At 25.4% G+C, this 24,707-nt stretch carries 30 protein-coding genes; 23 read left to right on the forward strand and 7 right to left on the reverse strand.

What is annotated here, in order from left to right:
- Nucleotides 1-14: 14 nt before the first annotated feature.
- From AACL22_RS11380 to AACL22_RS11425, 10 genes are all read left to right on the forward strand, one after another.
- Nucleotides 15-1,241, forward strand: coding sequence for a hypothetical protein (locus tag AACL22_RS11380; protein ID WP_338990163.1), 1,227 nt, complete (start codon nt 15-17; stop codon nt 1,239-1,241).
- A 95-nt stretch (nt 1,242-1,336) separates the two neighbouring features.
- Complete coding sequence (locus tag AACL22_RS11385; RefSeq protein ID WP_338990161.1) at nt 1,337-1,774, forward strand: hypothetical protein; 438 nt, start codon at nt 1,337-1,339, stop codon at nt 1,772-1,774.
- 42 nt (nt 1,775-1,816) lie between these two features.
- Nucleotides 1,817-1,960, forward strand: coding sequence for a hypothetical protein (locus tag AACL22_RS11390; protein ID WP_338989351.1), 144 nt, complete (start codon nt 1,817-1,819; stop codon nt 1,958-1,960).
- Nucleotides 1,944-2,369 (forward strand): hypothetical protein, encoded by a 426-nt coding sequence (locus AACL22_RS11395; RefSeq protein WP_338991880.1) that lies wholly within the window; start codon nt 1,944-1,946, stop codon nt 2,367-2,369. The genes AACL22_RS11390 and AACL22_RS11395 overlap by 17 nt, the downstream gene beginning before the upstream one ends.
- 86 nt (nt 2,370-2,455) lie before the next feature.
- Nucleotides 2,456-2,872, forward strand: a complete 417-nt coding sequence (locus AACL22_RS11400; protein ID WP_338990158.1) for a hypothetical protein — start codon at nt 2,456-2,458, stop codon at nt 2,870-2,872.
- Between the two features lie 12 nt (nt 2,873-2,884).
- Nucleotides 2,885-3,250, forward strand: coding sequence for a hypothetical protein (locus AACL22_RS11405; RefSeq protein ID WP_338990156.1), 366 nt, complete (start codon nt 2,885-2,887; stop codon nt 3,248-3,250).
- A gap of 9 nt (nt 3,251-3,259) precedes the next feature.
- Nucleotides 3,260-3,820 carry a hypothetical protein gene (locus tag AACL22_RS11410; protein WP_338988787.1) on the forward strand — a complete coding sequence of 187 codons (561 nt, stop codon included), beginning with the start codon at nt 3,260-3,262 and terminating at the stop codon, nt 3,818-3,820.
- 15 nt (nt 3,821-3,835) lie between these two features.
- Nucleotides 3,836-4,105 carry a hypothetical protein gene (locus AACL22_RS11415; protein WP_338988785.1) on the forward strand — a complete coding sequence of 90 codons (270 nt, stop codon included), beginning with the start codon at nt 3,836-3,838 and terminating at the stop codon, nt 4,103-4,105.
- Nucleotides 4,106-4,119: 14 nt separating this feature from the next.
- Nucleotides 4,120-5,373: a hypothetical protein gene (locus AACL22_RS11420; RefSeq protein ID WP_338989934.1), complete on the forward strand. Its 1,254-nt coding sequence runs from the start codon at nt 4,120-4,122 to the stop codon at nt 5,371-5,373.
- A complete protein-coding gene (locus tag AACL22_RS11425; RefSeq protein WP_338991887.1) occupies nt 5,373-6,860 on the forward strand; it encodes a hypothetical protein in 1,488 nt (495 codons plus the stop codon). The genes AACL22_RS11420 and AACL22_RS11425 overlap by 1 nt, the downstream gene beginning before the upstream one ends.
- Before the next feature lie 295 nt (nt 6,861-7,155).
- Here the strand turns inward: AACL22_RS11425 and AACL22_RS11430 are convergent, their stop codons facing one another.
- The 6 genes from AACL22_RS11430 to AACL22_RS11455 form a co-directional block, all read right to left on the reverse strand.
- Nucleotides 7,156-7,305 (reverse strand): hypothetical protein, encoded by a 150-nt coding sequence (locus tag AACL22_RS11430; protein WP_338991890.1) that lies wholly within the window; start codon nt 7,303-7,305, stop codon nt 7,156-7,158.
- Nucleotides 7,306-7,821: 516 nt separating this feature from the next.
- On the reverse strand, nt 7,822-8,124 hold the full coding sequence (locus AACL22_RS11435) for a lipoprotein (protein ID WP_338990153.1): 303 nt from the start codon (nt 8,122-8,124) through the stop codon (nt 7,822-7,824).
- A gap of 13 nt (nt 8,125-8,137) precedes the next feature.
- Nucleotides 8,138-8,773, reverse strand: coding sequence for a hypothetical protein (locus tag AACL22_RS11440; protein ID WP_338989166.1), 636 nt, complete (start codon nt 8,771-8,773; stop codon nt 8,138-8,140).
- Between the two features lie 139 nt (nt 8,774-8,912).
- Entirely contained in the window at nt 8,913-9,509 is a 597-nt protein-coding gene (locus AACL22_RS11445) for a hypothetical protein (protein WP_338991892.1), read from the reverse strand.
- A 455-nt stretch (nt 9,510-9,964) separates the two neighbouring features.
- Nucleotides 9,965-10,387 carry a hypothetical protein gene (locus AACL22_RS11450; RefSeq protein ID WP_338990150.1) on the reverse strand — a complete coding sequence of 141 codons (423 nt, stop codon included), beginning with the start codon at nt 10,385-10,387 and terminating at the stop codon, nt 9,965-9,967.
- Nucleotides 10,378-11,700 carry a hypothetical protein gene (locus AACL22_RS11455; protein WP_338990149.1) on the reverse strand — a complete coding sequence of 441 codons (1,323 nt, stop codon included), beginning with the start codon at nt 11,698-11,700 and terminating at the stop codon, nt 10,378-10,380. The genes AACL22_RS11450 and AACL22_RS11455 overlap by 10 nt, the downstream gene beginning before the upstream one ends.
- A gap of 66 nt (nt 11,701-11,766) precedes the next feature.
- Here AACL22_RS11455 and AACL22_RS11460 point away from each other — a divergent pair, with 66 nt between their 5' ends.
- Complete coding sequence (locus AACL22_RS11460; RefSeq protein WP_338993090.1) at nt 11,767-12,747, forward strand: IS30 family transposase; 981 nt, start codon at nt 11,767-11,769, stop codon at nt 12,745-12,747.
- Between the two features lie 129 nt (nt 12,748-12,876).
- On the opposite strand, the gene AACL22_RS11465 is transcribed toward AACL22_RS11460, so the two are convergent.
- Nucleotides 12,877-13,431, reverse strand: a complete 555-nt coding sequence (locus tag AACL22_RS11465) for a hypothetical protein (RefSeq protein WP_338992281.1) — start codon at nt 13,429-13,431, stop codon at nt 12,877-12,879.
- A 947-nt stretch (nt 13,432-14,378) separates the two neighbouring features.
- Here AACL22_RS11465 and rsmB point away from each other — a divergent pair.
- The 12 genes from rsmB (at nt 14,379) to AACL22_RS11525 (ending at nt 24,706) form a co-directional block, all read left to right on the forward strand.
- On the forward strand, nt 14,379-15,431 hold the full coding sequence (gene rsmB, locus AACL22_RS11470; RefSeq protein ID WP_338993092.1) for a 16S rRNA (cytosine(967)-C(5))-methyltransferase RsmB: 1,053 nt from the start codon (nt 14,379-14,381) through the stop codon (nt 15,429-15,431).
- Between the two features lie 53 nt (nt 15,432-15,484).
- Entirely contained in the window at nt 15,485-17,158 is a 1,674-nt protein-coding gene (argS, locus tag AACL22_RS11475; protein WP_338992283.1) for an arginine--tRNA ligase, read from the forward strand.
- A gap of 47 nt (nt 17,159-17,205) precedes the next feature.
- The gene (locus tag AACL22_RS11480) at nt 17,206-18,720 is read left to right on the forward strand and encodes a hypothetical protein (protein ID WP_338992284.1); all 1,515 of its coding nucleotides are present in this window, start codon (nt 17,206-17,208) and stop codon (nt 18,718-18,720) included.
- 107 nt (nt 18,721-18,827) lie between these two features.
- Nucleotides 18,828-19,142: a transposase gene (locus AACL22_RS11485; protein WP_338992286.1), complete on the forward strand. Its 315-nt coding sequence runs from the start codon at nt 18,828-18,830 to the stop codon at nt 19,140-19,142.
- A 735-nt stretch (nt 19,143-19,877) separates the two neighbouring features.
- Nucleotides 19,878-20,609, forward strand: a complete 732-nt coding sequence (locus tag AACL22_RS11490) for a hypothetical protein (protein WP_338992288.1) — start codon at nt 19,878-19,880, stop codon at nt 20,607-20,609.
- Between the two features lie 213 nt (nt 20,610-20,822).
- Nucleotides 20,823-20,981, forward strand: coding sequence for a hypothetical protein (locus tag AACL22_RS11495; protein WP_338989005.1), 159 nt, complete (start codon nt 20,823-20,825; stop codon nt 20,979-20,981).
- An 11-nt stretch (nt 20,982-20,992) separates the two neighbouring features.
- The gene (locus AACL22_RS11500; protein ID WP_338988799.1) at nt 20,993-21,451 is read left to right on the forward strand and encodes a hypothetical protein; all 459 of its coding nucleotides are present in this window, start codon (nt 20,993-20,995) and stop codon (nt 21,449-21,451) included.
- Between the two features lie 18 nt (nt 21,452-21,469).
- Complete coding sequence (locus AACL22_RS11505; RefSeq protein ID WP_338992291.1) at nt 21,470-22,696, forward strand: hypothetical protein; 1,227 nt, start codon at nt 21,470-21,472, stop codon at nt 22,694-22,696.
- 70 nt (nt 22,697-22,766) lie between these two features.
- Nucleotides 22,767-23,231 carry a hypothetical protein gene (locus tag AACL22_RS11510; protein WP_338992294.1) on the forward strand — a complete coding sequence of 155 codons (465 nt, stop codon included), beginning with the start codon at nt 22,767-22,769 and terminating at the stop codon, nt 23,229-23,231.
- Between the two features lie 42 nt (nt 23,232-23,273).
- Nucleotides 23,274-23,825 carry a hypothetical protein gene (locus AACL22_RS11515; RefSeq protein WP_338992297.1) on the forward strand — a complete coding sequence of 184 codons (552 nt, stop codon included), beginning with the start codon at nt 23,274-23,276 and terminating at the stop codon, nt 23,823-23,825.
- An 86-nt stretch (nt 23,826-23,911) separates the two neighbouring features.
- Complete coding sequence (locus AACL22_RS11520) at nt 23,912-24,328, forward strand: hypothetical protein (RefSeq protein WP_338990158.1); 417 nt, start codon at nt 23,912-23,914, stop codon at nt 24,326-24,328.
- A gap of 12 nt (nt 24,329-24,340) precedes the next feature.
- Nucleotides 24,341-24,706 carry a hypothetical protein gene (locus AACL22_RS11525; RefSeq protein ID WP_338989011.1) on the forward strand — a complete coding sequence of 122 codons (366 nt, stop codon included), beginning with the start codon at nt 24,341-24,343 and terminating at the stop codon, nt 24,704-24,706.
- Nucleotide 24,707: the final 1 nt, after the last annotated feature.

Here is a 24,707-nt window from a genome sequence, read left to right on the forward strand (position 1 = left end):
GAAGGTATAAAATTATGGCACAAAATCCACAAAGAATATTCGGCGATATTGTTAATCAAGCAACACAAAAAGATTGTGAATCATTTGACCAATGATATTTACAAACTTATCAACAAAAATTTAGCTGAGAGGCATTATTTGCGTGAAAAGAAGCAAATAAGTTTGGTTTAACATATAAAAGAAAGAAAAATATTAAATATAATGAAGGTATAGGAAAAGATAAAAAAGTATTTAATACTGATGACAGTCTTTTAAACTATACTGAAGTAAAGTTTGAAGATGGAACAGTTGAATTAGATACAATTTTAACTTTTGCTCGTAAATTAGACCCTGTAGAAAATGATTTTAATCCTAATCTTTGGGCGGCTGATATTGAGCAAGCAATGGATACTGAAGTTGCTTATAAACGCAATAAAATTTTAGAAATTATTAATAAAGGAACTGTTACAACTATTCAAGGACAAAAATCAGATGATACAAATGCTTTACAAATCCACGATGAAATTATGGATAAAATATATGAAAATGGCTTTACCCCATCAGAAACAGTTGTCTTGGATTCGGCAGATTTTATTCGTGGAATTCGTAATAAATTACAGTTACAACTTGGCGCAAATGACCAAATAAATAGCGTAATTGAAACAAGTGGAGCAATGAAAACTGTTGAAGGAACAACATATTATATGGTTCCTAAAAAATTACCAATTATTAATAAAGATGGTTCAGAAGGAACAATTGAATTATTACCAAACGGAGTTAATGCAATTGCCTTTAAATTTAGTAAAAAATATGATCCTCTTATTTTACGCAAAAAAGACCATACTCCGCTAAGGGTTGGTGCTGCTGCGTTAGGTACTGGAATGGGTAATACTTTAATTATGGAAAGAGTTTTATATTTAGGTGGAGCAGTAGTTGAACCTAAAGGAATTATTAAACATATTGTTACAAAAATTGATATTAGTAAAATTAATAAATTAGATAAACCAACTATTCATGTTGTAAATCCAACACAAACAACAGCAGAACAGTTAAAACCACAATTTAAAGATGTTGTTTTAAAAGCAGTTAAAGCCGTAAATAGTTCTTTAACTGAAAGTGATTTTGATTACTTTATTGAAAGTAAAGGTGAAGATTGACCAATTAATATTACAAATGATAAAACTGTTTCTGTTCAAATTGAAGGTAAAAACAACGCTACTGGTCAAACATCTCCGATTGATGTTAAAATTAAAAATTCTTAATAGTACTAAAAAATAGTACTTTTTCGTTTGATAGATATGCCAATTAGAACATCTAAAACAGCTCTTATTTATGCTGTTAAAAAAATCCAACTAGATTGTCAATCCAACAACAAGAAAAAAATTTTGGTTTACAGTTATTAGAATTTTTAGGAATTCAAGTTTTAGCTCTTGGTTTATCAGTTTTAACTGGTGGTATTGCTTCGGCTGTTGGTCTTGGTACGGGATTATCTAATTTTGCCGCAGCATTTATTTCGTTTGGAGTAGAAACAGCAACCGATTTTGCCGTAAATCAAATATATGATAAATTAACATCAGAAGTAACAGCAAAAAGTACCGCCTTAAATTTGTTTCCAGCAATTGGCGGTGTTGGTAAATTAACGCGTGCTGCTCGAACAACTAGAATTTTAAAATTAGCAAAAGAAACTAAATTACTTGAAAAATTAGGTGTAATAACTGCTAATAATTTAGAAGATGTTGTAAAACAAGTTACAGGCAAAAAGATTTTATCTGATAAATTAATATTTGATTTTTAAAAGCAGGCTAATAATGAAACTTTATTATATACATTTGGTAAATTGGCCCGAAATGATTTTTATAAAGGTTTTAAAGTTTCTAATTTAGAAACAATTAATAATTTATTAAAAATTGAGAAAAATATTCAAAAAATAAGCCCTACATTAGTTCAAAAAATACCGCGCGTAAATGAAAAAAAATGCTAATAAATTGTTATATGAATATGGATTAAATATTGATAAAATAAGCAAAATTAATACTAATGAGTGATATAACATTATGACTAATCTTCATAAAAAAGGTGTTGGTAAAAATCTACTATTAAATGCTAATTTAATGCGGAGCAGTAAAATATATAATAATAAATTATTAAATATTTTTCACCAAACACCAATTAAATTAAATAAAATTTTAAATCATTTAAACCCAAATTTTTATATTCAAAAAGTAACTAAAAAATTATTAGCTCCAATTGAAAAACAAATAATTACAATTAAACAAAAAGTAATTAATAAAATTACTGATAAAACTAAAAAATATTCTCTAAATTTGAAACTAAAGCTATTAAAAAAGGCCAATTATTACCCTTTGCTTATGGTTCTGATGTTTTTTTAGCAGTAAAAATTGTTCCATTATCAGTTGCGGGAGAAGTTGCTTTAACAATATATTATAAAAATCCTAAATATGTCCCTATTGTCGTTATGACAACTTTAATCAAAGCAGAACAGTTTGTTTTGGCTCCTGAACCGTTTAAATTCTATATGAACAGTGAGTGGTTTATTGGTTGGGGATTTAAAAAAACAAGTTTGTTTAATTTAGTTTCTTTTGCCCCACTTGTTTATCAGCAAGTAGTAAAAGATAGTTTTAAAATATATCGGATAATTGCTAAGATATTAAAAATGCAAGAACAATTTAAAAATAACTTTAATAAAGATAAATTGTTAAATACGCTAGAAGATAGTGTGGTTACTAGTTTGTTAGGTAATGGACTAGTATTTCAAGCATATAAACAACTCAGAACAAAACAAGATTTAAACAAAACAATTAAAACAAAAACATTACTAAATAGTAAAAAATTTATATTAAAGAAAATATATTTTAAAAAAAGTAAATGATAAGGAGATGATTAAATGTTAAATGAATTATGACAAAATGTTACTTTGGAAAATTATAATAATTTTATTCCAATGACAGGTAAAATTACACAAGTTCCAGTTCGTTATAATAAGTTCTTTAAAGGTGATGTAGAATTATGATTTAAAACATTTGCTTTAAGAGCCAAAAATATGATTAATTCTTACTTAAACTATTCATTTTCAAAACTAAAGTTTGAAACATTTAAAGATCCATTATTAAAGAAAATTTGTATTAATATGGTGTTTATTACGATTGAGCATTGAACATTTAACCGCATTCCAATTGAATTTTTTACTTCGGCAAATATGAGTGTTGGTGATATTAATTATTCATCGCAAAATGACCCTATGATTACTTAACAAGGTCTATTGCCTACCTATGCAAAATCATTGGCTAATTTAACAACTTTAAAGAAAATGTTTCGTACTTTTCAAGAAGAAGGTATTGATTTAACAATGATTGATTTAGAAGCATATTATACTCAATTAGAAGTTGATGCTTTATTAGATAAACTTGTTATAGAAAAAATTAAAGATGAAAAACTTGCAAAAATAAAAGAAGAAATTTTAGATGAATTAAAAAAATCAATTGTTATACCAAAAGTTCCAGATTGAGAAATTGTTGATACTAGTGATTTTAAAGTTGGACAAAAAGGATATACTATTCCTAATTTTGATAAAGAAAATTATATTTATAGAATTTGAGCCTCAGGAAAAAATATCAAAGGAGATTTAAAAAGTCAAGGGATGTTGCAAACAAGGCATAGTTTTAGACAAACAATAGGTGTTATATATGATCAAATAGGTGTTAATAGTGCATGTTTAGCATTATCTATTAATCCTGATGGATTGATTAATATTGGAGTTAATGGTCCAGCAACATTTAGACCTTTGGGATTTGTGTTTATTGAAAGAAAAAAGGTAAATTAGAAAGGAGATGTTATTATGTCAAAAGTAAATATTAAAGATGTAATTATGTTTTTGAAAATCTTTGGAGTTTCATCATTGTTTTTTATCGCAGGAATTATTATTTGTTTTATAGGAGAAAAAACATTAGGTATTTCTTGACCGGCATATGTTATTGTTTCAGCAATGCTTATCGGAGCTGGAATTATAGTTTTGATTATTGAAACAATTAGATTTATCAAAACACATAACAAAAAACAAAAAGAAGATAGTATTGAAGATGTTATTAAAAAAGAAGAAACAAAATAAAGGGGAAGTTATAAATGGGATTGTTACCAGCAAAAAAGAAAATAAAAAAAGATTATGATATTGATAGTTATTATCTTAATTTAGCATCAACTATTACTAATCGTAAAAATGTTACTGTTCAAAAACATAATGAGATTTTAAAAAAAAGAATTTGTGAAGATAATGCTAATTTTTTAAATCCACGAGATTTAGAAATTAGCATTTATAATCCACTTACTAATCAACAATTAGATACTAAATTAATTAATAACTTTTTAAAGATGCAAGACTTTACTAATAAAAATTGATATAACGAATATAAAATTAATAAGAATGGTAGGGGTACATACTTTATTTTTGTTAATAATTCAAAACTTAATTTTATTACTATTGATTTTTACAATGACCAATATGATGAATTAGGTAATTTAGTATCTTGTACTTTTGATTATGATTCTTATATTAAAAATGACCAGAGTATTTTTATTACTGAAAAATTAGAGATTGATGCTGTAACTAAACAAGTTAAAGTTATTAGAAAGTTAAAAACACGATTATATAGTACTATTACCGACTTATATATTGATGATGCTAAATGAAATAACTATACAACTTTACAAAGAGAAGAAATATTACCACTTAATTTTATTCCAATTCAAATTATTCCTAATAACCCTAATTTTGAGCCTTCTGCTCGTTATGGTAAACAATTTGCTAGTATTTTAGATATTATTGCTGAAAAGATAATGTTAGATCCATTATTAAATAGTGGTAAATTTACTATTAATACTAACGGCGTGACTGGTGTAGTTGACCAAGAAATTAGTAAAATGCTAGCTTCATTTATTGAAAATGACTTGTTATTAGTTGAAGGAGACCCTGATAGTAATTTTCAACCAGTAGATTATATTGCGGGTAATTTTAAAGGTGAACAATTAACCAAAATATATGATTGATTATTAACTAATTACTATAAAATAAATCGCCATCATGTTCCCGCAATCGCCAAGGGAGCCCAACAAACACAAGCAGAAGTTGCGGGAGTAAATATTCAAACAAACGCATCATATGAACAAATGATATATATTAGAGAAATTAAATTAACTGAATTCATTATTAAGTTAATTAAATATGATAATGCGATTTTAAACAGTAGAACATTCAATATTAAAAATATTGATGAGTTAATTGTTGATGTTCGCTTACCAGTAAATGCTACTTTAAACAGACAATTAAAAAACAACGAAACTATTATCAATATGCCTAATGAAGAAGGAGAACAAGAATAATGTTAAAACCATCTGAAAAAATGTTAGCACAATTAGCGGAAAATGATGAACCAATTGACTATTCAATCGATAGTATTCCGTTAGATTTTGCTGCTCAATCGCAGTACAGCAACCCTGACTTAGAACAATTATTTACTGAAGACCGTGCAAGAACCTTATATATTTATAAAATTAATAATATTGTTAAGACAAAGCAAAAACCAATCTTAAATTACTCTCAAAATAGCGTTAAAATAGGTTTTATTGACAAAGATGAATATATTAAAATAACTGGTTATGAAATTAGTGATTTTAACTTTAAATTACAAATTCAACAAAATACCACAGTCCAAGATAATAGCACAAGTTATGTTATGATTGATGAAAAAGATATTTTAATTAATGATATTTCAAAACAAGACAAAGAATTTTTAGAATCCTATGACTTAAAAATAGTATCTATTAATGAGCCAATTAGTGAAGATAACAAAAATGAATGTTATATCATTGAAGAATACAAAGGCCCTTATTCACCCGATGGTGTTAATATTATTAAATCTATGCATTTAGTTAAAATAACTGATTTTAAATGAAAAAACCAAAATAGTATTCATTTAGTATTACAAAAATCATTACCCGAAGACACAGTATTTACTGGGATTGAAATTAAATACCCTAAATCAATGTTATTTGGAAATATTAAGTGTTGAGGCAATGTTAATGGTGTTTATTCTTATCCATCATCAATAGTTGAAAACGCTAGTTTAGTACCTTTACTATCAATGCCAATTGAAACAAACCCTAATGTAAGAATATTTCAGTATTGATTTACTGAAAGTTTTTTACCATGAAGTATAGCCAAAAACTATATTCAAGGAAAAGATATTTTAGATTTGGTAAATAAAAATGGTTTAGAAAAAGTTTTATTAAATTATTTAACATATCGTTATAATTATGACCGTAAATTTCAAGGAGCAAAATACGATGAAAAAGGTAATCCTACCAATAAAGTGGCTGAACTGCGCCAAAAATTTGAAGGACAAAAACCAGAAGATGTAATTGATGGTTTATTTGAAAATTGAAAATTAGATAATTCCACATTTCTTAATGAAAATGTTGTCAAAAGATTTAAACAAATTATTTATATGTTATCAAATTATACATATAGCAAGTATGCAATTAATAAAGGCTATAATGATGATATTAAATTAATTGCTCCTTATTATTTTAAACTAATTTCAAAACCAAATAGATTAGAAGAAGGATATTTTTATTTTTCAGATTGTCAAGTACAAATATATTCATTATATTTTGATTTTATTGGTTCTAATCCACCAATTACAGTAAATTATTGAAAAGAAATTAAAGCACAAGAAAAACCATTTAATCAAGTGGATAATAAATGATATTTTGCTATATGGAAACCTAATAATTCTATTTATTGAAAAATATCAAAATTTAAACACGATACAAATAAAGGAAAAAAAATGAGGATTGAGATCCATTAAAACCATATTATATTGATCTCTTTTTATGGGTTTTTGAAACAAAAGAACAAGATTTATTAATAGATGATCAATCAGAAGGTAAAATAGAACGAATTTTTTGAAATGAAGATAAGGGACGAAATTTTAAAGCAGTTTATCGTTGAAATGGTGGTGGTGAACCTCTTAAACCTTTAATTGATTCAAGTACTGGAAAAATTATTGATTGAAATTTAAAACAACAAATAAATGTTAATAATAACAAAGATAATGAAATTAAAGTAAGTGTTAAAAACAAAGATATTTCAGAAAATCCTATTTATCGATTAGAAGCAAATTTTTTTAATTGATTATCCGTAACAAATGAATTAGAAACAAATAACATTCCTTCTCTTATTCCATCAGAAATTAAATTATCTGATGGTGAATATGGGAAATATTTAACTAATTTAATTGTTTTTAATGACAAAATAGAAAACTATTTAAATTATTTTTCTGAATGATATAAATTACTTTATTCTAAAATAGATTGAATTAGTACAATCGAAGATTTAATTGATTATAGTATTAAAATAACTTTTGATAAAAAACTATTTAATTTAAATCAAATTGAAATATCAGGTATATGAGGTTATGGTAATTATGAAATTACAATTTTTACTGAAAAAGAACAAATTAATATTAATAATTTACAACTATTTAATAAAAATAATGAAAAATTATCATTAATTATATTAGAAATATAAAAAGTCATTTATTAAAATGACTTTTTATTATTCATTAACTTTTACATTACCGGTTTTATCAATAATTAAATTAGGTACATTAGTATCTTCTAAATTTCAACGATAAACTGCTTTAAAATTTCGTCCCTTATCTTCATTTCAAAAAATTCGTTCTATTTTACCTTCTGATTGATCATCTATTAATAAATCTTGTTCTTTTGTTTCAAAAACCCATAAAAAGAGATCAATATAATATGGTTTTAATGGATCTCAATCCTCATTTTTTTTCCTTTATTTGTATCGTGTTTAAATTTTGATATTTTTCAATAAATAGAATTATTAGGTTTCCATATAGCAAAATATCATTTATTATCCACTTGATTAAATGGTTTTTCTTGATATGCTATTCATTCTAAAATACCATTTTTTGTTTTTATATTATTTTTTTCTTTTAGTTTATTTAATTGTTCCTCGATATATTGTGGTGTATTACAGGCAACTAAACTGGCTGTACTTGTTCCTATTAAAGTGATTGTTCCCAAAAGACTTAATTTCTTTTTCATATCGTGTTTATAATTAATTCTTTACTACCACTATATCTGTTTTTTTATTTTTAAATGTTACATTTTTTTCTTCCGAATTTAAGGGAATAGCTTCCCCAATCTCAGTCTGATGCATAATTATTTCTTTTTTACTTTTAATATCATAGTAAAAATTTATACTATTATCATTATTTATTTTTATTTTTGAGGGTAAAATTTCATTTTCAAATAAACTAAGCATAGCATCTTTAATTGAAATATTAACTATTATTTCATTATTATTTTTATCAATTAATTTTGCACTAACCATACCTTCAATTTTTTGATAATAATTTAAAATAAGCTCTATATTATTTTGTAAAGAAGTAACATAAACTGAAATTTTACTATGTGGTGGCACCTTTACTGGTTGAGATGGAACAGTTATTGTTGTAGTGTTTGTGGTTGTTTTAATTTCTGTTTCAGAAGAATTTGAAGTATCTGTTATAGTATAAGTTTTTGACTTCCCTCATGTATAACCACCACCAGCTTCAACTGCAACTTCAAGTTTTGCACCAAAAACAACAGGAACACCAGCATTACTACTAGCTTTTGCTGTAACTTTAGTATTTACATTTGTACTTCAATTATCAGTATTTGATGTTGTTTCTGATTTAGAAAATCCATTCATTTTTTGAAATGTATTTGTTTCTGTTAATTGTTTAGAACAAGAAACTGTATTTTGAATTTGTTCAATACTACTATTATTTATAAATGTTGAGTTAGAATCTTTACAAATATCATTAAGATCTTGTTCTAAATTATATGATTTATTTTTTTTGTGTTTCTTCTAAAACAAGTTCAGATTCTGTTAAATTTTTTAAATTAATATTTAAAATCTGTTTAATTTCAGAATTAGGATTTTGTTTTTTATGATATAAATATAACCCTCTTTTTACTTGATCTCTCATATTAATAATTTTAGATTCAATTAATTGCAATGTATCATATTCATAAACTTTATTATCTTTTGAACCAAAGTATAATTTGTTATTTAAAGCTACTCCAGAAGATAAAATACTTCCATTTGTTGTAATTACAACTTTTTGTTGTTCAGTTTTAGGATTATATTCATAAACATTATGATCAAAAGAACCAAAGTATAATTTATTATTTAAAACTACACCGGAAGAAATAATACTTTTATTTGTTATAATAACAATTTCTGAAATTCCAACAATATTATTTTTTTTATTATCTTGTCTTTTTACTCTATTTAATTTTTCTAAATTATTTTTTTGTGAATAATTAACTTTACTAATTTCTAATTTAGTTTCTTCTTTTTGATAGGGGCTAGCAGCAATTGTTGTTGGTACAGCGGTTCCACCAATAGTTAATAGACTTAATAAACTTAAAAGTTTTTTCATTTTATTATTTCCTTTCTTTTATCTTGAAAATTTTTATCAAGATCTATTGACATTATATATATATATATATATACAAGCACTTTTTAAACATATTTGAGAAAGGAAGTTATTTAAATGATTATTATTGTGATTATATTGTACTAATTTGGGCTCGCGGTGATTTTCATAAGTTTTGCGAAAAATGCCTTAAAGTTTAAAAAAACTTTTGCCGCGCTTTTCAAAATACTTGGGAAAAATTCTAAGCGTTAAGCGAAGAATTTTATAAAGGTTCCCAAATTTGTTTGAAAGAACCTCAAAATCTTTTTTAACTTGTAAGTCATTTTATCACAAAAATTTAAGAAAATCAACCGCTCGCCCAAAACCTAAAAAATCTGCTATTACAGATTTAATAAAAATATAGATAAAAATTAATTGAAATATTCTCTAATTTTATTTCAATAATATTATAATACATTTTATATACCCATTTTAAAGCGATACGGATAAGAACCATAAAACAAAGCATCATATGGATCGTGGTACATTTTACTGTCGGGTGTGTTTGTTTTGGTATCGCTAAATCTTAATTCACTAATACACTTATCTAAAAATGGGAAGTTATATAATATACCATATATTTTGCCTTGAACAAACATTTTTCTTATTCATGTTACACGATTAATTATTCCCGCTTCTTTATTAAGGGATGTCTGATGTTTTTTGGCTTTAAACATCTTAATTTTATAACCTAAATAAGGGTAAATATCTTCTTGTAATTTTTGCATAAAGTCATGAGCATTAATATCATAATGAAATGTAGCATATTCAAAACCATCAAATTTATCAAAACAGTTAATTATTCATTGTCCGTAATGTTCAACTATTTCATTTAAATTCATTGCGTTTTTTGGGGTAACAACATTTTTTTAATTAAATATTTATCATATTCATTATTTTCATTAATTTTATAACCACTAAATAAAAATACTGTATGGTCTTCACTACCATTAGCATAATCAACACCAATTGAATAACTATCAAATTGATATTGTTTTGTATTTGTATTATAAAAATCTTGTAAATTATACTCTTTAATATATTTACGATAATTTCGTAAAACATAAATACTGGGGTCATTATCGTTATATTCAAAACCGTAATATTCAAGTTCAAATAAATCGGGTCGTTCTTCTTTATTTGCTAAAACAATTTTTTTGGTAATATCAGGTATTTTATTTCAAACAGCCCCCATAGTTAAACGCAAATTAAAAATACCCAAACCATTAAATGCTTGTTTGTTTTCTGAATATACCTGATTGTGTTCTTTTAAAATATTTTTAATTCTTTCATTTAAAGGTAAATATGGCGTTACAAATTTTTCATAAAAGATATGGTATTTATCAAAAGGATTAAAGGTAAATTGATTAGAATATGTTTTATAAAAATATGTTGTAACTGTTATATATTGTTTTGCTATGTTGTCTCATTCTTGAAATGTCCAAGATAATTCTTTTACTGGAATAGGATTATCTAAATTATATTGTTCATTATCATTTTCATCCGTGTATTTTTCGTAAGACACTTTTAAACTTTTAGAACGAAACATTGAAACTCTTAAATTATTATATCTTTTATCTAGTTCTTTATCAGTTAAGATTTCTTTTTCTTCAGCATGTATCATTTCGTCAGTTCATGCTGATATAATACCACTACCTTTACCAACTTTCCCCATAATTTTATTACCATTAGCATAACCAGCAAAAGCAATGCGAACACCACTAGGAAAAACAATTTCGCCACCTTCTTTAACATTTTTAGGTCAAACAATACCATTTTCATTGTCATACCCTATATCAATCTCATATTTATCATATAGATAGTTGCAGACATTAATTGTATCGCCAAATGTAGTATCTTCGTGGGTATTGGCATATCTTCGTAAAATGTTAGATGAAGCATCGGTAAAATTACAAGCAAAAAATAATTTTTCTGCTAGGTGATTTCATGTCTTATTAGTACCACGCCCCGCTGAGACAAACTTAAAAAAACATGGCGAAGTAAAATATCGGGCATAACTATCACCAACAAAATCTTTAAATACTTCTCAATCAAAACCAAAATTATAGTCACTAAAATTTAAATTATATTTTTTATTTAAATGTTCATAACTAGTAATTCGTTTTTTATTATTAATTTTACTAAATTCTTGCATATTTATTGACCTCTTTATTTTATATATAATACATTATAAGAAAAAATGAAAGGAATTTGTATAAAAATGAGAAAATTTAAACATTTAACATTTGATGAGCGAGATTTATTTAAAGATTTATTATTATCTGATACTTGTAAAAAGAAAAATGGCACAATTAATTTATCTGAAATATCACGACAAACGGGTCGTGGAGTTAATACTGTTAAAAGAGAAATTAAGCGATTTAAAAATATACAATATTATAATCCATATCAAGCACAAAAAGATTATAAACAAAAACGTAAAAAATGCATTAAAAAACTACCTAAATTTACAAAAGAGCAGTTAGATTTTATTAAAATAAGATTTAATAAATACCACGATACACCCGAACAATTAATTTATCGTTATTTCTTGGAATTTGGTGTTAAATTTCCTGTTTGTGTTAAAACATTGTATAAATGAATTCGCTTAGGTGAATTTGGATTAAAAAAAGAAAATTTACCCCATCGTGGTAAAAAATACAAAACAAAAGGAAAAACTGATAATCGTGGTAAATTAACTAACTTTAAATCAATTTGAGATATTGAAAATAAAGTTTCTAATGTTGGATGATTTGAAATGGATACTGTTGTAGGAAAAGACCATCAATCTAGTAATTTAGTTTTAGTAGAACAATCAAGTAAAAATTATTTTGTAATGAAATTAAAAAATAATACTGCTAATGAAGTTTTAGAAAAATTTAAAGATATTGTTAAAAATAATAATTTAATTGGGAAAATTAAAGGAATAATAACTGATAGAGGAAAAGAATTTAGTAAATGAAGAGAAATAAAAATATTTGCTGAAACACAAGTTTATTTTTGTGACCCCGGTAAACCACAACAAAAACCATTAATTGAGCATATGAACGGTGAATTTAGATATTGACTTTCTAAGGGAATTGATTTTAATAATATTAGTCAAAAAATGATAGATTGAGTAGTTAATGTTATAAATGATAAACTCCGACCATGTTTAAATTGATTAAGTGCAAAGACAATGTTTTTACAAAATTTTAAATAAATTTATTAGTTAAAATTTAATAAATTATTTTTAGTGCGCTTAAATATGAATAAAATAAGATAAAATTACAAAAATTTAATTTTTTCTGAAAAAGTTGTTGCAATTTATTAAAAATATTTTATTATTAACTTAACAAGATATAAATTTGCCGTTTATATATACACAGCGCCTTTTTAAACCCTTATGAAGTTGATAATCTTCAATTATTACAATAACTTTATTTAAATAAGAACAAATTTTATTTTTAAACTCATTTAATATTAAATACATATTATTTATTGCTTCTTCTTCATTTTTGGAATTAAAAGTAATATTATTAATTATTTTCTTTTGCAAAACATTATAAATAATAATACCAGTTTGTCCAATTCCAGCAGGGTCAATTGCAATAATATATTTTAATTTATTTGTTTTATTTTTTTTGTCAATTTGTAATATTTTTCATCCATCGGATGCTAAATCTAAAATATCGTTAATTTTATAATATTGCATATATGAAACAATAACATCTCACTTGTCTTTAAATAAATTTAAGTACATTTTGACTCATTCTAAACATTGCAAATCATAATGCTTTTTATGATGTGAAATACGACAATTAATAGGTTGACAATTAACTCAATCAAATGATGTTGTTATTTCATTTCAAGTTTTATTAATATATTTACTTTTATATTCTGTCATTTATCTATACTTCTTAATTCTTTTTATTTGTTGCTCAAATTTCATCATTAATATCATTTACTGTTACCAGATAAGCTTGTATCATTAATTCTTGTAATTTATTTTTAATTTTTTTATTTCATTTTTTCATCAAATATTTTCCTTTCTGTAAAAAAACATAATATTCCTTTATTGGTTAATATTTTGATATTTAGTAAATAATTTATTTTAATATTTAATTACTTCGCCGCCCGCTTCACTTTGGGGAGTGAGCGGGGGCGGATAGGATATTTTGATAGAGTTTACCCCCATACGGAAATAAACAAAAAACAGTTTACCCAGTTATTAATTACGCTTCATCCATCCCTACACAACTTTATATAAAGAAAATAACCTTTTGGCTTTTGGAGTTCCAACCCTCTTGTTTTTTTAGTGTCTGATATTGTTTTTTTCGGTTTAACAACACTCTTTTTATGAAAACAAGCCAAAAAACACATGCTCTGACATTTCGCAAGTGATTAATCTTGCCGAGAATTAAAGAAATAAATAGGAGTAGTAAATCCAATCGCTTTCACACTTTCTTTAAGGCTTCGTACCATAGATGAGTTATCCATCTTTAAGCATCAAAAAATATTAAGTTTTAAAGATTGAATTTTGGATTAATCGTTAGATAGTATCTTTTTTTTATCTCATTATCTTTTTTAATTCTTTGTTTATTAAATATATTTTTTAGTAATTATATTTAACAATTAACTAACAACTAAATAAAACAATTATTCAAAATTTTTTAAGAAAAGAAAGGATAAATTTTTCTGAAAAAACATATTTTATTAAGTGTAAAAGATACTATCTAACGATTAATCCAATAAATATAAGTATTTTTTGCAAAATAAAAAGCACTTTATTCTTTTTCAATAAAGTGCTACATTTGCATTTACAATTTACAATCCCAAAAAACTAATCAAAAATTACAAGTTTTATTATGAATGAGTATTTATCAATTTCGTTTTTTAGATCGTATCCCTAATTATGCAATTGTTAATGAAGCTGTTAATATTAGTAAAAATCTAAATCCAAAGTATGCTGGTTTTATTAATGCTACGTTAAAAAAGATTTTTGCCAGTAAAGATGAGATTTTTGAAATTAAGATTGCTGATGAAACAAAAAAATTAAGTATTAAATATAGTTTTCCATCATCATTATATTTAATTCTTCGTAATGAATATAGTGAAGATATTGCTCAGCAAGTAATGGTTGATAGTTTAACAATTCCAAAACTTTCATTTCGCGTTAATACCCTAAAAATTAGTCGAGATGAATTATTAGTTCAATATTCAAATTATAATTTAACAAAAAGTTTAGTATCTTCTGTGGGTGTCATTGCCGATAAACCAGTTGTTAATTCAGAAATGTTTAAAAAAGGTTTAATTTTTATTCAAGATGAAATGAGTATGCGCATTGCAGAAGTATTAAATCCGCAAGAAACTGATCGCGTGTTAGATATGTGCAGTGCACCGGATGGCAAAACAACACATTTAAGTCAAATCATGAACAACAAAGGGATTATTGATGCATATGATATTAGTGAAAAGAAGATTAATTTAATTAAAATGAATGCTAGTCGATTAGGAATTACGAATATTTATCCACATTTATTAGATGCTAGAAAAATTAATCCTGAAATTCAATATGATAAAATTCTTTGTGATGCCCCCTGCAGTGGTTTAGGGGTAATTAAACGAAAACCAGAAATTAAATATCATACTTTGACTAATCAAGAATTAGCAAATTTAGTTGAGATTCAAGAACAATTATTAGAGAAAGCTTATCAATTGTTAAAGCCAGGTGGAATTTTGGTTTATTCTACTTGTACTTTTGATGGATATGAAAATACTGTTCAAATCCGCAATTTTTTAGCAAAACATCCGGATTTAAAAATTATTGCAACAGAACAAATTTTTGGTTATGAAAATAATACTGATGGATTTTATTATTGTAAAATTAGAAAAAAAGATAAGTAATTATAAAAACTATGTAAAATATATATAAATAAAAGAAGAAAGGAACCACAATTATGAATACGAATGTTAAATTAATTGAAAATCTGTTAGAAGAGTACTTAAAGGCAAATAATTTAACAACATCAGTGATGGTTGAAAAACCACGTCAAGAAGGATTTGGTCATTTATCAACCAATTTGGCTTTGTTACTAGAAAAAAAATTAAAAAAGGCACCAAATAAAATTGCTGAAGAAGTTATTGCTTTTATTGAAAAAAATAATAAATCATATTTTAAAAAGATTGAAATTGCTGGTGCGGGATTTATTAATTTTACCTTAGCTGATGATCAGATACATCAAGTTATTAATGAGGTTTTAAAACGAGAAGAAAAATATGGATATTCAGCTCCAAAGAATTTTACTTATAATTTAGAAATTGTTTCAGCTAATCCAACGGGATTTTTACATATTGGTCATGCTCGGAATGGTGCCATTGGTGATAGTGTTGCTCGGATTTTGCGAGCAGCTGGTTATCATGTTCAAACTGAATATTATGTTAATGATGCTGGTAATCAAATAAATACTTTAGCAGTGACGGTTTTTGTTAGTTATTTAAATTTATTGAGTAAAAAAACCGAATTACCTCCTGATGCATATCGTGGTGATATGTATGATGATGTTGCACAATATTTTGTTGACAATTATCAAGATAAATTTATTAATTTAACTTTTGATAAGGATTATAAAATTAGTGATCCAAAGGTACATGAAATGTTTCGAACAAAATCAGTTGATTTATTTTTAGATATTATTAAAAAGCAATTAAAATTATTTCGAGTTGACATTGAATATTATTCTTTTGAAGCTGCAATGTACGAGGGAGGAAAAATTGATGCAACATTAGCCCAATATGCCAAATTGGGAAAAACTTATGAACAAGATGGTGCATTATGATTAAAAACAACTGACTTTGGTGATGATAAAGATCGTGTTTTAGTTAAATCAAATGGTGATTTAACTTATATTACTCCTGATTTAGCATCACATAATGAACGTTTAATGCGAAGCAAAGCAGATAAATTGGTTAATTTTTGAGGTGGTGATCATCACGGTTATATTGTGCGAATGTTAGCGGGGTTACAGTTATTAGGGTATAAAAAAGACATTTTAGATATTGATATGATTCAAATGGTACGGTTAATTAAAGAGGGTGTTGAATATAAAATGAGTAAACGAAAAGGAACAGCAGTTTGATTAATTGACTTAATTAAAGAAATTGGAGTTGACCCAATTCGTTATATGTTAGCTTCAAAAAGTGCTCAAAGTCATATGGACTTAGATATTGGTATTTTAAAAGAGCATTCTTCAAAAAACCCTGTTTATTATGCACAATATGCAACAGCGCGTTGTAATAGCGTGCTAAAACAAGCCAAAATGAGCAAAATTAATATTACGGATGTTAAAACCTTTGAATTATTAACGTCACAAAAAGAATTAGACCTTTTAAATGAGATTGATTTATTTAATCGTTGCATTGAAGGAGCAGCAAAATTACGTCAACCACATCTTGTCTGTGATTATGTGCAAAATATTGCGCGGCAATTCCATTCATATTATAATGAATCAAAAGTTATTAATTTAGATAACTTAGAATTAACAAAACAGCGTTTAGTATTTATTAAAGTAATTTATCAAGTTTTATCAAATGCCTTTAATTTATTAGGGGTTAATGTTATTGAACAGATGTAATTATTTAAGTTATGTTATAATCTATAAGACAGAAAGAGGGTGCAGGTGTGTTACAAAATAATTGAGATGTTTTTTTATTTAATCCATTAATGTTATTATTGTTATTTGTTCTTTACATATTAATTTTAATAAAAAACATTAAAATTAAACATACTAGTCAGAAGGCATTCTTTATTCAAACGTTTTTATATTGATTTGCATTATCATCAATTATTGGTGATAATTTTGAGTTTCGTGATTTATTCTTTGCCGCATCAATTAATAATATGGAAGGAATTGCCATTATTGCAGCAACTTCCCTTTCTCTTTATGCTTTTTTAGCGATGATTCCTTATGTATTTTTACATAAGGTTTTTTCTCGTATTGATTGACATTTTTTTCAATATACAATGCTTGGAATATCAATGCTTGGAATTTTTATTTTAATTGTTTATCCTTCCGCACCAACATTAATTATCGCGGCAATTTTTCTTGGTTTTGGAATTATTACAAAGGCTAGTTATTTTTTATCATATAATGAAGCATATGGCCGTAAGTTTTTTCCATTTAAAACAATTAGTTTAGTAGCGCCATTAATGACATTTGCACTTATTTTTGGCAGTGAGTTTAATAATATTGTTATTACAGTAGGAAGTAATTTAACTAATCAGTTGCAAATAGGAATTATTGGAATTGGTGCAATAATTGCTATTGCGGGTGCAACCATTTTATATGCTTTATTTTCACATAAAGAATTTAAATCAACATCATTTACGATTGAACAGCAAAAAATGTTTGAACCATTTAAATGAGGAAAAGTATTAATTATCTTTTTTATGATAATTTTAATTATTATTTTAAAAGAAGTGTCTCAATCAAATATTTATCTTTGATTGTTAGGCCAACGCACATGAGAAAAATACCATGATGTTTGAAAAGTCAACCAATTTGTTCGTTTAAATGAACAATTATTCCTAATTCCACAATTTTTTGGTGCTTATTTAGCTTGTCATTTACTGTATAATAAAATTGGTGTTAAATATTGCTTTGGGCTAGGGTTATTACTATGATTTATTTTCTTTAGTATTACTGCATTTAATCATTCGCCAGAAGCTTACTTAGCATTGCAAGTTATTAATGGATTAGCTTTTGCTATGTGTTTTAATATTTTGTTTGCAATGACGTGTGAATGAAAATATCGTTCACCAACAAATAAACCGATTGTATCACAATTTCAATTATTATGATTTGGGTTAGAATTCATTATTAAATTTGTTGATGATGTGATGCGTGATAAAAAGGTTGGTATATTTAAAGAATATGTTTATGGTCAACAATATATTCCCCCTGATAGTTTTGCGATTCAAATTGATAATATTACAACAATTATTTCAACAATTTGTGCCACAATTGTTTTACTTTTATTGTTAATATTTTATTATACTTCAGACCTAATTTTAGCTGAATATCGTAATCATTTACGTTTATTAGTTCCGAAAGTTAATCTATTATTACGCGAAAGTTTTATTAGTCGTGTTAAATCAAATATTAATTCTGAAACAAATAACAAGAAAAAAACTTAAATAAAATAATTGTTGTTTTAATAAAAGAATATTTTTAGAGTGCACTCCAAAAAGTAAGTAAAATAAAAAAAGATTTTGCTAAATTTTTATAGGGGGTGCATTTTTATATGGCAAAAAAAGGACAAAAATATAACAAATATACATCAGAATTTAGAACAAAAATCATTGAGGAAATTAAACAAAAAAGTTGTTGAATAGTAGCAAAACAATATAATATAAATGCAAATACAGTAGAATCTTGATGAGCAAATCATAAAAAAGGAAAATTAAACAATCCTAAAGGACCTAAAATTTCTTTTGCCAAAAGAAATTTAGAATATGGCGTCCTGTACGATGAACCGGCAAAAAACAACTCTTGTGAGATTGTTTTTTTTATTTTTATATTAAAAAACATAAATTTATTTGCATTATTCATCGGATAGTATCTTTAAATTTAGAACTTTTATCATAAAAAAACAGATTAAATTCTGTTTTCCCTACACAAAATAAACAATATTTTTATAAATCCTTTCAATAAAGGTATTATCCGATGAATAATGCGGCACTTAAAATTTAATATTTTGATGCTTAAAGATGAATAACTCATCTATGGCACGAAGCCTTAAAGAAAGTGTGAAAGCGATTGGATTTACTACTCCTATTTATTTCTTTAATTCTCAGCAAGATTAATCACTTGCGAAATGTCAGAGCGCGTGTTTTTTGCTTGTTTTCATAAAAAGAGTGCTGTTAAACCGAAAAAACAATATCGGACACTAAAAAAAACAAGAGGGTTGGAACTCCAAAAGGTTATTTTCTTTATATAAAGTTGTCTAGGGATGGATGAAGCGTAATTAATAACTGGGTAAACTGTTTCTTTGTTTATTTCCGTATGGGGGTAAACTCTATCAAAATATCTTATCCCGCCCCCGCTCACCTTCAAAGTGAAGCGGGGGCAAAGTAATTAAATACTAAAATAAATTATTTACTAAATATCAAAATATTAACCAATAAAGGAATATTATGTTTTTTACAGAAAAGAAAATATTTGATGAAAAAATGAAATAAAAAAATTAAAAATAAATTACAAGAATTAATGATACGAGCTTATCTAGTAACGGTAAATGATATTAATGATGAAATTTGAGCAACAAATAAAAATAATTAAGGAGTATAGATAAATGACAGAATATAAAAGTTTGTATATTAATAAAACTTGAAATGAAATAACAACGTCATTTGATTGAGTTAATTGTCAGCCTGTTAATTGTCGTATTTCACATCATAAAAAGCATTATGATTTGCAATGTTTAGAATGAGCCAAAATGTACTTAAATTTATTTAAAGACAAGTGAGATGTTATTGTTTCATATATGCAATATTATAAAATTAACGATATTTTAGATTTAGCATCCGATGGATGAAAAATATTACAAATTGACAAAAAAAATAAAACAAATAAATTAAAATATATTATTGCAATTGACCCTGCTGGAATTGGACAAACTGGTATGATTATTTATAATGTTTTGCAAAAGAAAATAATTAATAATATTACTTTTAATTCTAAAAATGAAGAAGAAGCAATAAATAATATGTATTTAATATTAAATGAGTTTAAAAATAAAATTTGTTCTTATTTAAATAAAGTTATTGTAATAATTGAAGATTATCAACTTAATAAAGGTTTAAAAATAAAAAATCCATTAGCTACTCCTAAATTTATTGGTGGTTTAAAAGTTTTATGTAAATATCTATTTAATTTAAATTATGTTTTACAATCGCCAGTTGTTAAGAAAAATTATATTTATAAAGGAAATATTAAAATGACAGAGCACGAACACGATGCTTGAAAACATTTACAATATTTTATAACAGAAGGAGTTGATAAAAATGGCACAAACAAAAAGTAATTTACTTAAAAAATCAATAACTAATAAATCTAAAATAAAAAAGTTAATAAATTAGAATTAACTGTTAGATTACATGAAAACCCAATTAAAACTAAAATTAAGGCACTGGTTGCTGCTGGTGTTGAAGTTGATGCTTGTTCGGCTAAATGTCAGTGAGAAGGATTAAATTACTCAACATTTTCAATATATAACCCATCTATTTTAACTAAGTTTTTGAAATTAAAAAAAGATGATGAGATAAAAATTAAAGGCTCAGTATTTAATCAGTTAAATATAAAAACTAAACGCTATTTTTTATCTTTTCGAGTCGATAGTTTCGAAATTATACAAAAAGCGATTAGAAAAAGAACAAATACAAATATTAAAAAATAGGAGGAAAAACAATGGCATTAAAAAATGTAAAATTTGTTCTTATTGATAAAAATAATGAACCTATTAAAAATGAAGATGGTAGTTTAGATATTAAAACTGCTGAAATTATTTTAGAAAATACTGTTGAAGTTGAAGAATTTAATGCAAGTAATTTAGAAAATAGTAATCAACAAATCAACGAACTACAAACAAAAAATACTGAATTAACTTCACAAATTGAAGAACAAACAATTCAATTAAAACAAATTGAAGTAATTGATTTTATTAATTCTTTAACTGATAATGAAGATTTTAAAAATGTTTTATTAAAATCTTATGATATTACTGATGATATTGAAATCATTAAAGTACAATTGCAGAGTGTTTATGATGAATTAATTAAGGTACAAACAGTTAATACTGGTGGCGTACCAAAATCAGAAAATAAAGAAAACAATATTTTAGATACAGACAATGTATTTAATAAATAAGAAAGAAGGTATAAAATTATGGCACAAAATCCACAAAGAATATTCGGCGATATTGTTAATCAAGCAACACAAAAAGATTGTGAATCATTTGACCAATGATATTTACAAACTTATCAACAAAAATTTAGCTGAGAGGCATTATTTGCGTGAAAAGAAGCAAATAAGTTTGGTTTAACATATAAAAGAAAGAAAAATATTAAATATAATGAAGGTATAGGAAAAGATAAAAAAGTATTTAATACTGATGACAGTCTTTTAAACTATACTGAAGTAAAGTTTGAAGATGGAACAATTGAATTAGATACAATTTTAACTTTTGCTCGTAAATTAGACCCCGTAGAAAGTGATTTTAATCCCAATCTTTGGGCGGCTGATATTGAGCAAGCAATGGATACTGAAGTTGCTTATAAACGCAATAAAATTTTAGAAATTATTAATAAAGGAGTAGTTACAACCATTCAAGGACAAAAATCAGATGATACAAATGCTTTACAAATCCACGATGAAATTATGGATAAAATATATGAAAATGGCTTTACCCCATCAGAAACAGTTGTCTTGGGTTCGGCTGATTTTATTCGTGGAATTCGTAATAAATTACAGTTACAACTTGGCGCAAATGACCAAATAAATAGCGTAATTGAAACAAGTGGAGCAATGAAAACTGTTGAAGGAACAACATATTATATGGTTCCTAAAAAATTACCAATTATTAATAAAGATAATTCAGAAGGAACAATTGAATTATTACCAAACAGAGTTAATGCAATTGCCTTTAAATTTAGTAAAAAATATGATCCTCTTATTTTACGCAAAAAAGACCATACTCCGCTAAGGGTTGGTGCTGCTGCGTTAGGTACTGGAATGGGTAATACTTTAATTATGGAAAGAGTTTTATATTTAGGTGGAGCAGTAGTTGAACCTAAAGGAATTATTAAACATATTGTTACAAAAATTGATATTAGTAAAATTAATAAATTAGATAAACCAACTATTCATGTTGTAAATCCAACACAAACAACAGCAGAACAGTTAAAACCACAATTTAAAGATGTTGTTTTAAAAGCAGTTAAAGCCGTAAATAGTTCTTTAACTGAAAGTGATTTTGATTACTTTATTGAAAGTAAAGGTGAAGATTGACCAATTAATATTACAAATGATAAAACTGTTTCTGTTCAAATTGAAGGTAAAAACAACGCTACTGGTCAAACAAATCCGATTGATGTTAAAATTAAAAATTCTTAATAGTACTAAAAAATAGTACTTTTTCGTTTGATAGATATGCCAATTAGAACATCTAAAACAGCTCTTATTTATGCTGTTAAAAAAAAATCCAACTAGATTGTCAATCCAACAACAAGAAAAAAATTTTGGTTTACAGTTATTAGAATTTTTAGGAATTCAAGTTTTAGCTCTTGGTTTATCAGTTTTAACTGGTGGTATTGCTTCGGCTGTTGGTCTTGGTACGGGATTATCTAATTTTGCCGCAGCATTTATCTCGTTTGGAGTAGAAACAGCAACCGATTTTGCCGTAAATCAAATATATGATAAATTAACATCAGAAGTAACAGCAAAAAGTACCGCCTTAAATTTGTTACCAGCAATTGGCGGTGTTGGTAAATTAACGCGTGCTGCTCGAACAACTAGAATTTTAAAATTAGCAAAAGAAACTAAATTACTTGAAAAATTAGGTGTAATAACTGCTAATAATTTAGAAGATGTTGTAAAACAAGTTACAGGCAAAAAGATTTTATCTGATAAATTAATATTTGATTTTTAAAAGCAGGCTAATAATGAAACTTTATTATATACATTTGGTAAATTGGCCCGAAATGATTTTTATAAAGGTTTTAAAGTTTCTAATTTAGAAACAATTAATAATTTATTAAAAATTGAGAAAAATATTCAAAAAATAAGCCCTACATTAGTTCAAAAAATACCGCGCGTAAATGAAAAAAATGCTAATAAATTGTTATATGAATATGGATTAAATATTGATAAAATAAGCAAAATTAATACTAATGAGTGATATAACATTATGACTAATCTTCATAAAAAAGGTGTTGGTAAAAATCTACTATTAAATGCTAATTTAATGCGGAGCAGTAAAATATATAATAATAAATTATTAAATATTTTTCACCAAACACCAATTAAATTAAATAAAATTTTAAATCATTTAAACCCAAATTTTTATATTCAAAAAGTAACTAAAAAATTATTAGCTCCAATTGAAAAACAAATAATTACAATTAAACAAAAAGTAATTAATAAAATTACTGATAAAACTAAAAAAATATTCTCTAAATTTGAAACTAAAGCTATTAAAAAGGCCAATTATTACCCTTTGCTTATGGTTCTGATGTTTTTTTAGCAGTAAAAATTGTTCCATTATCAGTTGCGGGAGAAGTTGCTTTAACAATATATTATAAAAATCCTAAATATGTCCCTATTGTCGTTATGACAACTTTAATCAAAGCAGAACAGTTTGTTTTGGCTCCTGAACCGTTTAAATTCTATATGAACAGTGAGTGGTTTATTGGTTGGGGATTTAAAAAAACAAGTTTGTTTAATTTAGTTTCTTTTGCCCCACTTGTTTATCAGCAAGTAGTAAAAGATAGTTTTAAAATATATCGGATAATTGCTAAGATATTAAAAATGCAAGAACAATTTAAAAATAACTTTAATAAAGATAAATTGTTAAATACGCTAGAAGATAGTGTGGTTACTAGTTTGTTAGGTAATGGACTAGTATTTCAAGCATATAAACAACTCAGAACAAAACAAGATTTAAACAAAACAATTAAAACAAAAACATTACTAAATAGTAAAAAATTTATATTAAAGAAAATATATTTTAAAAAAAGTAAATGATAAGGAGATGATTAAATGTTAAATGAATTATGACAAAATGTTACTTTGGAAAATTATAATAATTTTATTCCAATGACAGGTAAAATTACACAAGTTCCAGTTCGTTATAATAAGTTCTTTAAAGGTGATGTAGAATTATGATTTAAAACATTTGCTTTAAGAGCCCAAAATATGATTAATTCTTACTTAAACTATCCATTTTCAAAACTAAAGTTTGAAACATTTAAAGATCCATTATTAAAGAAAATTTGTATTAATATGGTGTTTATTACGATTGAGCATTGAACATTTAACCGCATTCCAATTGAATTTTTTACTTCGGCAAATATGAGTGTTGGTGATATTAATTATTCATCGCAAAATGACCCTATGATTACTTAAC

It is taken from the genome of Spiroplasma endosymbiont of Seladonia tumulorum (assembly GCF_964020235.1).
Taxonomy (GTDB): Bacteria; Bacillota_I; Bacilli_A; order Mycoplasmatales; family Mycoplasmataceae; genus Spiroplasma.